Below are 12,581 nucleotides of genomic sequence, written 5' to 3' on the forward strand. Positions count from 1 at the left end.
GCAGGAACTCACGAGCCGTGATCAGCACTTCCTCCTGCTCGGACGTGAGCGTCGCCAGGAGGTTGTGTCGCGTGTGAGATCGATCATAGACATTATCACGGTAACGCCAGCGCCGGATGGTCGCGGTGGCGACGCCATACTGACGGGCCAGCTCGCTATCCGTGATACTGGAGGGTGCTGCCTGAATCTCGGCACGGATCTTCGGTGTCGTCGTCGCTTGTTTATGCAGTTTGATGTCCATGAACCTGCTCCCGGATGAATTGCTGAAGAAGCTCCCTCGCGGCTAGCAGAGGATAACTCCTATAGGCGATTTGATCATCCGGTACCCCACACCTAGTTACCGACTTTATTACCATCCCACAGCGGCGGTTCGGCGCGGGAGGCCGTCACTCCACCGTTACGCTCTTGGCCAGATTCCGCGGCTGGTCCACATCCGTGCCCTTGAGCACCGCCACGTGGTAGCTGAGCAGCTGTAGCGGCAAGGTATAGAGAATCGGCGCCAGCGCCTCATGTACCCGGGGCAGATGCAGCACTCGAATGCCCTCGGCCGCCTCGAGGCCGACTTCCTCGTCGGCAAACACGAACAGCTCGCCGCCGCGGGCCCGCACCTCCTGGAGGTTGGACTTGAGCTTGTCGAGAAGCTCGTCGTTGGGCGCCACGGAGATCACCGGCATATCGCTGTCGACCAGGGCCAGGGGGCCATGCTTGAGCTCTCCCGCCGGGTAGGCCTCGGCGTGGATATAGGAGATTTCCTTGAGCTTGAGCGCCCCCTCCAGGGCGATGGGAAAGTGAGCGCCACGCCCCAGGAAGAGCGCATGCTGCTTCTCGGCGAAGGCCGTGGAGAGCTCTTCGATGGCCGGATCCAACGCCAGTACACGCTCCACCAGCGCCGGCAGGCCGCGCAGCGCCGTGACGATCTCGGCCTGGACGGCGGTGTCGTGGTCCTTGACGCGCCCAAGTGCCAGGGTCAGCAACAGCAGAGCGGTCAACTGGGTCGTGAAGGCCTTGGTGGAGGCCACGCCGATCTCGGGGCCCGCATGGGTCATCAAGGAGAGGTCCGACTCGCGCACCAGGGAGCTGCCCGGCACGTTGCAGATCGCCAGGCTGGCCAGATAGCCCTCCGCCCTGGCGAAGCGCAGTGCCGCCAGGGTATCGGCGGTCTCCCCGGACTGGGACAGGGTCACGAACAGGGTCCCGTCGGGAACCACGACCCGACGATAGCGATACTCCGAGGCAACCTCTACCTGTACCGGAACCCCCGCATAGCGCTCCAGCCAGTAGCGGGCCACCATGCCCGCATGATAGCTGGTGCCACAGGCGACGATATGGATCTGCCTGGCCTGGGCAAAGAGCGCCTCGGCCTCGGGGCCAAAGCTTTCCACCAGCGCCGAATGCTCTCCCAGCCGCCCCTCCAGGGCCGCGCCGATCACCGTCGTCTGCTCATAAATTTCCTTGAGCATGAAGTGACGATACTCGCCCTTGCTGGCGGCGCCATCGCCATGCTCGAAGGCCTGCACCTCGCGCTCCACCGGCGCGCCTTCGGCATCGAATACCTCGATGCGACCGCCACTGGAGAGACGCACCGCATCTCCCTCTTCCAGGTAGATAAAGCGGTCGGTGACCTGCAACAGGGCGAGCGGGTCGGAACCGAGGAAGGCCTCACCGATGCCCACGCCCACCACCAGCGGGCTGCCCTTGCGGGCACCGATGATGACATCGGGCTCATCGGCGTGAATCACGCCCAGGGCATAGGCCCCATCCAATCGAGCCAGGACGCTGCGCACCGCGGCAAGCAGGTCACCGACCTGGCGGCTCTCGCGCTCCAGCAGGTGGGCCACCACCTCGGTATCGGTCTCGGAGGTAAAGGCATAGCCCTCGGCCTCGAGCTCGAGGCGCAGCGCCTCATGGTTCTCGATGATGCCGTTGTGCACCACCGCCAGACGCTCACCGGACCGATGAGGATGCGCATTCAGCTCACTGGGCCGGCCATGGGTCGCCCAGCGGGTATGGGCGATGCCGGAGCGTCCCGGCAGCGGCTCGGCGACCAGGCGCTCCTCCAGGGCCGCTACCTTGCCCATCGCCCGGCAGCGCTGCAGACGGCCATCGGTGGCGAGCACCGCCATGCCGGCCGAATCATAGCCGCGGTATTCCAGGCGCTTGAGCCCCTCGAGAAGAATTCCTTCCACGTTACGCTCGGCAACGGCTCCGACGATTCCACACATCGTTTTTTCTCCTCAGTCATCCTGCTTGCGGGGTCGCGGCCAGTCGGCCTTGCTGACCTGACGGGCACGAGACACGGCCAGGGCGTTGTCGGGCACGTCCTTGGCTACCGTGGAACCCGCCCCCACCGTGGCCCCTCGACCCACGCTTACCGGTGCCACCAGGGCACTGTTGGAGCCGATAAAGGCGCCGTCCCCGATCTCGGTACGGTGCTTGTTGGCGCCGTCGTAGTTGCAGGTGATGGTACCGGCACCGACGTTGACGCCGCGACCCAGGCAAGCATCGCCCACATAACTCAGGTGATTGATCTTGCTCCCCTCGCCCACCTCGACGTTCTTGGTCTCGACGAAGTTACCCACCTTGGCCCCTACCGCCAGGCGCGAGCCGGGTCGCAGGCGGGCAAAGGGACCGATGGCGGCGCGTCCGGCGATCACCGCCCCTTCGATAACGCTATGCGGCTCGATCACACTCTCGGCGCCGATGTGGCTATTGCGGATCACGCAATGAGGCCCGATGCGGACTCCCTCGCCCAGCTCCACTTCGCCTTCGAAGACGCAGCCCACGTCGATCTCCACGTCGTGGCCGCAGCGCAGGGTGCCGCGCACGTCGAGGCGCGACGGGTCGGCGAGTGCCACGCCCTCGGTCATCAGTCGTTCGGCGATGGCCTGCTGGTGGGCACGCTCGAGACGTGCCATCTGCAGGCGATTATTGACACCCTCTACCTCCACCGGGTCGGCCGGCTGGGCGGTGACCACCCGGACCCCCTCGGCAGCCGCCATGGCGATGATATCGGTGAGATAGTACTCGCCCTGGGCATTGTCGGCGGAGAGCCGCGGCAACCAGCGTCGTAGCTGATCGGCGGTCATGGCCATGATGCCGGTATTGCACTCGCGCACCCCACGCTCGTTCTCGCTGGCATCCTTGTGTTCGACGATGGCCACGGCCTGCCCCTCGGCGTTGCGCAGGATGCGTCCATAGCCGTCGGGATCATCGAGGGTCACGGTCAGCAGGCCCAGGTGATCGTCGTCGACGCCATCCAGTAGCCGTTCGAGCGTCGCACGATGAATAAGCGGCACATCGCCGTAGAGCACCAGTACCTTGCCATTACCGAGCCCGTCCAGTGCCTGAGCCACGGCATGGCCGGTGCCCTTCTGCTCGGCCTGCAAGGCGAAATGCACCCGACACTCGGCCAGTGCCTCACGCACCTTGTCGGCACCGTGGCCCACCACGACATGGGTGCGCTCGGCGCGGAGACCCACGGCAGTATCGATCACATGACGCACCATGGGCTTGCCGGCCAGACGATGCAGTACCTTGGGCAGGGTCGAGCGCATCCGGGTGCCCTGCCCGGCAGCCAGTATCACGACATCAAGCGTCATCCTTCACTCCTGATTCTGTTGATCATTGAGTCCCAGTTCCTCGACCCGCTCATCGCCGAACTGTTCGACGAAGGCGGGGGTGACCCGGCTCGTCCAACCATCGTCCTCGCGTAATATCATCAGCGCACTCAGCTGATGCTCACGGGCCAGTGCCATGCCCGCTTCCTCGCCCAGCACCATCAGCGCCGTGGCCCAGGCATCCGCCCAGGCATTGGACGTGTGGAAGACGCTTACCGACGCCAGGCGATGGGTAATCGGCCTTCCGGTACGTGGGTCCAGGGTATGGGAGTAGCGTCGTCCATCCTCTTCGAAGTAGTTGCGGTAGTCGCCGGATGTCGCCACCGAGACATCATGCAGCGCCAGCATGTACTGGGCCTCCTGACGATCCGCCAGGGGCGCCTCGATGCCGATGCGCCAGGGCTCCTGCTCGCCGTCGCGGTAACCGCTGGCGAGCAGGTCGCCACCGAGATTCACCAGATAGTGCTCGATCCCTTCGGCGGCGAGGAAGTCCGCCACCCGATCCGTGGCGTGGCCCTTGGCCACGCCGCCGAGGTCGATGGTCACATCACGCATGCGCCTTGCCTCACGCTGCCCGGCATCGAGCTCCAGGGCATCGGTACCGACCCGTTCCAGTCGACGGGCCAGCTCGGCATCGGTGGGGACCTCCTTCGGGCGCGCCTCGGCACCGAAGCTCCAGAGGTTGACCAGCCCGCCCACGGTCATATCGAAGGCGCCACCGCTCTCCTCGGATACGGTCCGACCGATGGCCAGGACCTCGAAAAGCTTATCGGAAAGCGGCTGCCACTCCCCCGTCGGTGCCTGGTTGAAGACCATTAGTTCGGAGTCATCGCGGTAAATCGACATGCCGGCGTCCACCGACTCCAGTTCGGCGAGAATCCCCGTCTCCAGATCGTTAAGCTCGCCACGCGTCAGGGGATCGGCGATGGTCACCTGATAGAAGCTGCCGAAGACACCGCCCTCGAGGCGTACCGGCGAGTCGAGTGGTCGTTCGCTCTCGGAACAGGCCGATAGTGCAAGCAACAGCAGCAAGGTGGGCAACAGCAGAAGATATCGAATCACGCGGGGGCTCCTCACCGGGAGTGTTACCAGAATAGCCACAACAGCCAGATACCGAGTAGCAGCCGGTAGATCACGAAAGGCTGCATACCGACTCGCTTGATGAAAGCCAGGAAGTAGTGAATGCAGAGATAGGCGCTGATAGCCGAGAGCAGGGCCCCCACCGTCAGGGTAAACCAGTCCACCTCGGCCGCGTCACGAACAAGACCCAGGGCCTCCGTCCCGCCGGCCAGCACAATAACCGGGATCGACATCAGAAACGAGAAACGCGCCGCGGATTCACGATTCATGCCCAGCATCAGCGCCGCGGTAATGGTGATGCCCGAGCGCGAGGTACCGGGAATCAAGGCCAGCGCCTGGGCCAGGCCGATCAGCAGGGCATCGCGCAGCGTCAGCTGATACTCGTCGCGATTGCCGCGGTGGCGCAGGTCCACATAGGCCAGCAGCAGACCGAAGACGATAAGTCCGAAGGCGATGATCAGCGGCGAACGCATGTCGTCCTGGATGACATCATGGAAGGCCAGCCCCACCAGGCATACGGGAATCGTCGCCAACACGACCCACCAGGCCAGACGCGCATCGTCGTCCACTCCGCGGCCCGCCAGCGACCCCGCCCAGCTGAGCGTCATGTTCAGAAGTTCCTGGCGGAAATAGATCACCACCGCCGCCAGGCTGCCGATATGCAGGGCCACGTCGAAGGCCAGCCCCTGGTCGTCCCAGTCGCTGAGCGCGGGCACCAGGATCAAGTGGGCAGAACTGGAAACCGGCAGGAATTCCGTGAGTCCCTGGAGGATGGAGAGTACAACAACCTGAAGCCAATCCATGGTCTTTTCCTGTTATCTATCGCTTGTGCCCGCAGGGGGACACGCCGCGCAGAGGATACACCCGCGGCGCCGGAGTGTCCGCTTCACTTGTCACCGAATCGGGCCTCATGTTCCGAGGATTACCGTGGCGATGCCGAAGTAGACCAGCACGCCGGAGGCATCGATCAGCGTCGTTACCAGCGGCGCCGAGGCGGTGGCCGGATCCCAGCCGAGACGGTCGAGCAGGAAAGGCAGGCACATGCCCAACAGGCTGCCGAATAGAACGATGGTCACCATGCTCATGGCCACTACCATGGCCAGCAATTCCCCGCCGCGCATGATCCCGATGGGTGCCACCGCCAGCGCCATGGTCAGCCCCAGCGAGCCCGCCACCAATAGTTCACGCCCCAGCAGCTTGCTCCAATCCTTGATGCCCACGTCGCCGGTGGCCATGCCACGCACCATCAGGGTGGCGGCCTGGGCGCCGGCGTTGCCACCGCTACCGATCAGCAGCGGCAGGAAGAATACCAGGGCGACCTGCGCGGCGATGGTCTCCTCGAAGTAGGCGATGCCGGCCCCCGAGAAGAGGTTGGCGAATACCAGCAGCACCAGCCAGGTGACCCGCTTGCGATACAGGCTCCACAACGGCACTCGACTGACCCCATCCTCCAGGGCACCGATCGACATCCCCTTGTGGATATCTTCGGTGGCCTCGGACTCGACCACATCCATGGCATCATCATGGGTGACGATACCCACCAGCCGGGCCTCTTCGTCCACGACCGGCAGCGCCAACAGGTCGTAGCGGGCGACGATACGCGCCACCTCCTCCTGGGCTTCCTCGACCGAGGTGTGGATAACGTCGCGAATCATCAGCTCATCGATAGCCGCCCCGGGAGGCGCCACCATGAGCTGACGAAGCGACAGGGTGCCTGCCAGTCGCCCTCGGGCATCGATGATATACAGCTGATAGACCGTCTCCGCATCGGGCGCCGTCTGACGCACTCGCATCATCGCCTGAGACACCGTCATGCCACTGGGAATGGCCACATAGTCGGCGGTCATGATCGCCCCGGCGGTCCCCTCCTCGTAGCTGGCCAGTCGCTTGAGTGCCTCGCGCTCGCGGCGAGCCATGCGTCGCAGCAAGCCCTGGCGACGATCCTCGTCGAGCCGATTGAAGAAATCGACCCGCTCATCGGACCCCATCTCCTCGAGGATCAATAACAGTCGCTCATCGCTCATCGCCTCGGCGAGTACCAGCTGGGCATCGCCGGGCAGATGCCCCAGCATGCTGGCGCGCCGCTCCAGCGGCAGGTGCCTCATCAGGCCAAGGGCACGAGATGAATCATCGTCCTCCTCGAGGACCGCCTCGAAGACCGAGGCGATATCCGCCGAGCGTAGCTCCGACAGCAGCGCTTCGAGGCGCTCGTCATCCTCTTCGACAAGCGCCTGGCAGAGTGATGCCCGGTAGGTGTCGAGATTCTCGGTAAGTGACATGGCATCCTCCATGGCGCCCAGGAACCGGCCACCGAGATGGCAGAGACAAGAACGCCCCCGTACTCGACGTTACCAGCGAGCAGGGGGCGCGAGACTCACGCAGGGGCGACGATCAGCCCTTGCCGGACTTCTTGCGCAGTTGCTGGATCGTGCGCAGCTGAGCCACGGCTTCGGCCAGGTCGGCCGAGGCACGGGTGTAATCCAGCTCGGCGGACTTGTCGTTGAGGTTCTTCAACGCATGCTGACGAGCCTCTTCGGCAGCCGCCTCATCGAGATCATGGGCTCGGGTGGCCGAGTCGGCCAGGATGGTCACCACGTCCGGCTGGACTTCAAGGAAGCCCCCCGATACGTAGTAGCTCTCCTCCTGGCCACCATCATGTAGCACCCTCACCGGACCCGGCTTGAGCTCGGTCAGCAGCGGGGCGTGGCCGGGAAGAATCCCCAGCTCACCCATGCGTCCGTTGGCTATGATCCGCTCGATCTCGCCGGAGAAGACCCCCTCCTCGGCGCTGACGATCTCGCACTTGAAGCTTTGCGTCATGACGACGTCTCCCAGGTAGACGGGATTACTTCATCTGGTTGGCTTTCTCGACGGCCTCGTCGATGGTGCCGACCATGTAGAAGGCCTGCTCCGGCAGCTCGTCGTACTCGCCGCCGAGGATGCCCTGGAAGCCACGGATGGTGTCCTTGAGGGACACGTACTTGCCGGGCGAACCGGTGAACACCTCGGCCACGAAGAACGGCTGCGACAGGAAGCGCTGGATCTTGCGCGCGCGAGACACGGCCAGCTTGTCCTCGTCGGACAGCTCGTCCATGCCCAGGATCGCGATGATGTCCTTGAGCTCCTTGTAGCGCTGCAGCACCCCCTGCACACCGCGGGCGATGTTGTAGTGCTCCTCACCGACGACCAGCGGGTCGAGCTGGCGCGAGGTGGAGTCCAGCGGATCGATGGCCGGATAGATACCCAGCTCGGCGATGGAGCGCGCCAATACGACCGTGGCGTCCAGGTGCGAGAAGGTAGTCGCCGGAGACGGGTCGGTCAGGTCATCCGCGGGCACGTAGACGGCCTGCACGGAGGTGATCGAGCCGGCCTTGGTAGAGGTGATGCGCTCCTGGAGCACACCCATCTCTTCGGCCAGGGTCGGCTGATAACCCACCGCGGAGGGCATACGCCCCAGCAGAGCGGAGACCTCGGTACCGGCCAGGGTATAGCGATAGATGTTATCGACGAACAGCAGCGCGTCACGGCCTTCATCGCGGAATTTCTCGGCGATGGTCAGGCCGGTCAGGGCCACGCGCAGGCGGTTACCGGGCGGCTCGTTCATCTGGCCATAGACCAGCGATACCTTGTCGATAACGTTGGACTCGGTCATCTCGTGATAGAAGTCGTTACCCTCACGGGTACGCTCGCCGACACCGGCAAAGACCGAGTAACCGCTGTGCTCGGTCGCGATGTTGCGAATCAGCTCCATCATGTTGACGGTCTTGCCCACGCCGGCGCCGCCGAACAGGCCGACCTTGCCGCCCTTGGCGAACGGACACACCAGGTCGATGACCTTGATGCCGGTCTCGAGCAGCTCGCTGGACGCCGCCTGATCGGCATAGCCCGGCGCAGTGCGGTGAATCGGCATGCGCTCCTGCTCGCCGATCTCGCCCGCCTCATCGATGGGCTCGCCGAGCACGTTCATGATGCGGCCCAGCGTTTCCTTGCCCACCGGTACGGAGATGGCCGCCCCGGTGTTGGTAACGTCCATGCCGCGCTTGAGCCCCTCGGTGGAGCCCATGGCGATGGTACGCACCACGCCATCACCCAGCTGTTGCTGGGTCTCGAGCACGGTCTCGACATTCGAGACCTTCAGCGCGTCGTAGACCTTGGGAACATTGTCCCGCGGAAACTCTACGTCAATCACCGCGCCGATGATTTGTACGATACGTCCGCTCATCTTGGTTCCTCTCAAATACCTGAAAATGAAACCTGCATGCCGGGAGGACCCTTGCCTCCCTGGCGCTTATACGGCCGCGGCACCACCGACGATCTCGGAGATTTCCTGGGTAATGGCCGCCTGACGGGCCTTGTTGTACACCAGCTCCAGGTCGTCGATCAGATTGCCGGCGTTGTCGGTGGCACTCTTCATGGCGATCATCCGGGCGGCCTGTTCACAGGACCCGTTCTCGACCACCGCCTGGTACACCTGCGATTCGACGAATCGCACCAGCAGGCTGTCCAGCAGCGCCTTGGCATCCGGCTCATACAGGTAGTCCCAGCTACCGGGACGCTTGTCTTCTTCGTCGTTCGAATCCGAGCCCATATCGGGTGACAGGGGCAACAGCTGACGAACCACCGGTTTCTGAGTCATGGTGTTGACGAACTCGTTGTACACCACGCACAAGTGGTCCAGCCGGCCCTCGTCATAGGCATCCAGCATCACCTTCACGCTGCCGATCAGGTTCTCGACCTCGGGCGCCTCGCCCAGGCCGCTCTTCGACGCGACGAGGTTGCCCCCGTAGCTCTTGAAGAAACTGCCTGCCTTGCTGCCCAGGGCACAGAAATCCAGCTCGGCACCCTGATCACGCCATGCCTTGGCATCCTTGACAACGGCCTTGAACATGTTGACGTTCAGGCCGCCACACAGGCCGCGGTCGGTGGACACCACGATGTAACCGACGCGCTTCACCTCACGCTCGACCATCCACGGATGGCGATACTCGGGGTTGGCATCGGCGACATGCGCGACCACGTTGCGAATCTGATGCGCATAGGGCTGGCTGGACTTCATCAGGTCCTGGGCCTTGCGCATCTTCGACGCCGCGACCATTTCCATGGCGCTGGTGATCTTCTGCGTGTTCTTGATGCTCCCGATCTGGGTGCGTATCTCTTTTGCAGCTGCCATAGCGATCTACTCCGTTCGTGGCACTCAGTAGGCTCCAGGGCCCGCCCCATCAGCGGGACAGGCCAACGGGGTTACCAGCTCTGAGTGGCCTTGAACTTCTCGAGACCCTCTTTCAGTCCATCCTGGATCTCGCTGCTGTAGTCGCCGGTCTGGTTGATCTTGTCGAGCAGCTCGGCGTACTCGGCCTTCATGAAGTCGCGCAGGGCACGCTCGAAGTCCAGGATCTTGTTGACCTCGACCCCTTCCAGATGGCCTTCATTGGCGGCATACAGGGAGAGCGCCATCTCGGCCACGGACATCGGCGAGTACTGGTTCTGCTTCATCAGCTCGGTCACTCGCTGACCGTGCTCCAGCTGCTTGCGGGTGGCCTCGTCCAGATCGGAAGCGAACTGGGCGAAGGCCGCCAGCTCACGATACTGGGCCAGGGCCAGACGCACGCTGCCACCGAGCTTCTTGATGATCTTGGTCTGAGCGGAGCCGCCCACACGAGAGACCGACAGGCCGGCGTTGATGGCCGGACGAATGCCCGAGTTGAACAGATCGGTCTCGAGGAAGATCTGACCATCGGTGATCGAGATCACGTTGGTAGGAACGAAGGCCGAGACGTCACCGCCCTGGGTCTCGATGATCGGCAACGCCGTCAGCGAGCCGGTCTTGCCCTTCACTTCACCGTTGGTGAACTTCTCGACGTAGTCGGCGTTCACGCGTGCCGCGCGCTCCAGCAGGCGGGAGTGGAGGTAGAAGACGTCACCCGGGAAGGCCTCACGACCCGGCGGACGACGCAGCAGCAGGGACACCTGGCGATAGGCCACGGCCTGCTTGGAGAGGTCATCATAGACGATCAGGGCGTCTTCACCGCGGTCGCGGAAGTATTCGCCCATGGTGCAACCGGCATAGGCCGCGAGGAACTGCATCGGGGCCGGGTCGGCGGCGCCGGCGGCGACCACGATGGTGTGCTCCATCGCGCCGTGCTCTTCGAGCTTGCGCACCACGTTGGCGATGGTCGACTGCTTCTGACCGATAGCCACGTAGACACAGGTGACCCCGGTGCCTTTCTGGTTGATGATGGCATCGATGGCGATGGCCGACTTACCGATCTGACGGTCACCGATGATCAGCTCACGCTGACCGCGGCCGATCGGCACCATGGCGTCGATGGACTTGAAGCCGGTCTGAATCGGCTCGTCAACCGACTGACGGGTGATGACGCCGGGAGCGACCTTTTCTACCGCATCGGTCTGCTTGGCGTTGATATCGCCCTTGCCGTCGATGGGATTACCCAGGGCATCGACCACGCGTCCGCATAGCTCGGGGCCCACCGGCACCTCGAGGATACGACCGGTACACTGGGCGGTCATGCCCTCTTCGAGCTGCAGATAGTCGCCCAGGACCACGGCGCCCACGGAGTCGCGCTCGAGGTTGAGCACCATGCCGTAGATGCTGCCGGGGAATTCGATCATTTCACCGAACATCGCGTCTTCCAGGCCGTGTACTTTCACGATGCCGTCGGAAACGCTGACGATGGTGCCCTGATTGCGGGCTTCAGATGCGACATCAAGCTTCTCGATACGCTGCTTGATAATGTCGCTGATCTCGGAAGGATTCAGTTGCTGCATGCCATGTCCCTCAGACTCAGGCGGTAAGGGCTTCGGAAAGGCGGTTCAGTCGACCACGCACCGACCCGTCGATGACGGTATCGCCGGCACGCAGGATGACACCACCGAGAAGCTCGGGATCCACCTGAGTGGTAATGGAGATTTCGCGATTCAGGCGCTTCTTGAGCGCGCCGGAGAGCTTTTCCTGCTGGGCCTTGGTGAGCTTGTAGGCCGATACCACGGTGACGTCGACGCGCTTCTCGTGATCGGCGAGCAGCGTCTCGAACTGTTCGTGGATGGCGGCCAGGGCCGGCAGGCGTCCCTTCTCGCCCAGTGCGATCAGCAGGCGACCGGCCGCCTCATCGAGGTCGACCTCCGCCAGCTCGACCACCAGGGCTACCTTGCGCTCGACGTCGAGCTTGGGGCTGGAGAGAAGCTTGAGCGCCTCGCGGCTCTTTACCACCATGGCCAGCTTGCTCAGCCAGTCGGACCAGGTATCCAGCGTCTGGTGATCGCGTGCGTACTCGAACGCCGCCTTGGCATAGGGCCTAGCGACGGTAGACAGTTCCGCCATGGATCACCTCCTCACAGTTCGGCCGCAAGCTCGTCGAGCAGCTTGCGATGCGCCTTAGCGTCGATGGAGGCTTCCAGGACACGCTCGGCACCGGTGACCGCCAGGGTGGACACCTGGGCACGCAGCTCGTCCTTGGCGCGATTGGCTTCCTGCTCGATCTCGTCGCGGGCGGAGGCGGCGATACGCTCGCCTTCGGCGCGGGCCTGTTCGCGGGCCTCCTCGACTATCTGGGAGGAACGCTTGTTGGCCTGCTCGAGAATCTGTGAAGCCTGTTCCTTGCTCTCGCGCAGCGTCTGCTCGGCACGCTCCTGGGCGAGCTCCAGGTCGCGTGAGGCACGACTGGCTGCATCCAGGCCGTCAGCAATCCTCTTCTGCCGATCGTGGAGTGCGTTGCTGATCGGCGGCCACACGTACTTAATGCAGAACCAGACAAAGATCGCGAAGGCGATCGTCTGCCCGATCAGCGTCATGTTGATATTCACGGGGCGGTACCTCTGACAGGTTCGTGTTGTCCGGAAACAAGCAAACCGAGCGCAGGGCGCTCG

General features: G+C 63.7%; 11 protein-coding genes and 1 pseudogene. All 12 read right to left on the minus strand.

All coding sequences use genetic code 11. The features are described 5' to 3' along the window. A pseudogene (locus tag Q358_RS16340) lies at positions 1–241 on the minus strand (IS481 family transposase); the annotation flags it as partial. Positions 242–386: 145 nt separating this feature from the next. Then, positions 387–2,222, minus strand: a complete 1,836-nt coding sequence (gene glmS, locus Q358_RS0101875; protein ID WP_027960485.1) for a glutamine--fructose-6-phosphate transaminase (isomerizing) — start codon at positions 2,220–2,222, stop codon at positions 387–389. Positions 2,223–2,234: 12 nt separating this feature from the next. Continuing rightward, positions 2,235–3,599 (minus strand): bifunctional UDP-N-acetylglucosamine diphosphorylase/glucosamine-1-phosphate N-acetyltransferase GlmU, encoded by a 1,365-nt coding sequence (glmU, locus tag Q358_RS0101880; RefSeq protein WP_027960486.1) that lies wholly within the window; start codon positions 3,597–3,599, stop codon positions 2,235–2,237. Positions 3,600–3,602: 3 nt separating this feature from the next. Next, positions 3,603–4,676 (minus strand): FAD:protein FMN transferase, encoded by a 1,074-nt coding sequence (locus Q358_RS0101885; protein WP_425402533.1) that lies wholly within the window; start codon positions 4,674–4,676, stop codon positions 3,603–3,605. Positions 4,677–4,702: 26 nt separating this feature from the next. Further along, positions 4,703–5,500 (minus strand): undecaprenyl-diphosphate phosphatase, encoded by a 798-nt coding sequence (locus Q358_RS0101890; protein ID WP_027960488.1) that lies wholly within the window; start codon positions 5,498–5,500, stop codon positions 4,703–4,705. 105 nt (positions 5,501–5,605) lie between these two features. Continuing rightward, a complete protein-coding gene (mgtE, locus tag Q358_RS0101895) occupies positions 5,606–6,976 on the minus strand; it encodes a magnesium transporter (RefSeq protein WP_027960489.1) in 1,371 nt (456 codons plus the stop codon). Positions 6,977–7,088: 112 nt separating this feature from the next. Then, a complete protein-coding gene (locus Q358_RS0101900; protein ID WP_027960490.1) occupies positions 7,089–7,517 on the minus strand; it encodes a F0F1 ATP synthase subunit epsilon in 429 nt (142 codons plus the stop codon). Positions 7,518–7,542: 25 nt separating this feature from the next. After that, positions 7,543–8,919 carry a F0F1 ATP synthase subunit beta gene (gene atpD / locus Q358_RS0101905; protein ID WP_027960491.1) on the minus strand — a complete coding sequence of 459 codons (1,377 nt, stop codon included), beginning with the start codon at positions 8,917–8,919 and terminating at the stop codon, positions 7,543–7,545. 66 nt (positions 8,920–8,985) lie between these two features. Beyond that, positions 8,986–9,867, minus strand: a complete 882-nt coding sequence (gene atpG, locus Q358_RS0101910) for a F0F1 ATP synthase subunit gamma (RefSeq protein WP_027960492.1) — start codon at positions 9,865–9,867, stop codon at positions 8,986–8,988. Positions 9,868–9,938: 71 nt separating this feature from the next. Further along, complete coding sequence (gene atpA, locus Q358_RS0101915) at positions 9,939–11,483, minus strand: F0F1 ATP synthase subunit alpha (RefSeq protein WP_027960493.1); 1,545 nt, start codon at positions 11,481–11,483, stop codon at positions 9,939–9,941. A 16-nt stretch (positions 11,484–11,499) separates the two neighbouring features. Beyond that, positions 11,500–12,036 (minus strand): F0F1 ATP synthase subunit delta, encoded by a 537-nt coding sequence (locus Q358_RS0101920; protein ID WP_027960494.1) that lies wholly within the window; start codon positions 12,034–12,036, stop codon positions 11,500–11,502. A gap of 11 nt (positions 12,037–12,047) precedes the next feature. Then, the gene (locus Q358_RS0101925) at positions 12,048–12,518 is read right to left on the minus strand and encodes a F0F1 ATP synthase subunit B (protein WP_027960495.1); all 471 of its coding nucleotides are present in this window, start codon (positions 12,516–12,518) and stop codon (positions 12,048–12,050) included. Between the last annotated feature and the right edge of the window lie 63 nt (positions 12,519–12,581).

Origin of the sequence: Halomonas halodenitrificans DSM 735 (genome assembly GCF_000620045.1) — a bacterium.
GTDB classification, from domain to species: domain Bacteria; phylum Pseudomonadota; class Gammaproteobacteria; order Pseudomonadales; family Halomonadaceae; genus Halomonas; species Halomonas halodenitrificans.

Bases quoted from the DNA above. Each gene is read 5' to 3' on its own strand.
- glmS (WP_027960485.1), bottom strand. From the start codon at position 2,222: ATGTGTGGAATCGTCGGAGCCGTTGCCGAGCGTAACGTGGAAGGAATT.
- glmU (WP_027960486.1), bottom strand. From the start codon at position 3,599: ATGACGCTTGATGTCGTGATACTGGCTGCCGGGCAGGGCACCCGGATG.
- Q358_RS0101890 (WP_027960488.1), bottom strand. From the start codon at position 5,500: ATGGATTGGCTTCAGGTTGTTGTACTCTCCATCCTCCAGGGACTCACG.
- mgtE (WP_027960489.1), bottom strand. From the start codon at position 6,976: ATGTCACTTACCGAGAATCTCGACACCTACCGGGCATCACTCTGCCAG.
- Q358_RS0101900 (WP_027960490.1), bottom strand. From the start codon at position 7,517: ATGACGCAAAGCTTCAAGTGCGAGATCGTCAGCGCCGAGGAGGGGGTC.
- atpD (WP_027960491.1), bottom strand. From the start codon at position 8,919: ATGAGCGGACGTATCGTACAAATCATCGGCGCGGTGATTGACGTAGAG.
- atpG (WP_027960492.1), bottom strand. From the start codon at position 9,867: ATGGCAGCTGCAAAAGAGATACGCACCCAGATCGGGAGCATCAAGAAC.
- atpA (WP_027960493.1), bottom strand. From the start codon at position 11,483: ATGCAGCAACTGAATCCTTCCGAGATCAGCGACATTATCAAGCAGCGT.
- Q358_RS0101920 (WP_027960494.1), bottom strand. From the start codon at position 12,036: ATGGCGGAACTGTCTACCGTCGCTAGGCCCTATGCCAAGGCGGCGTTC.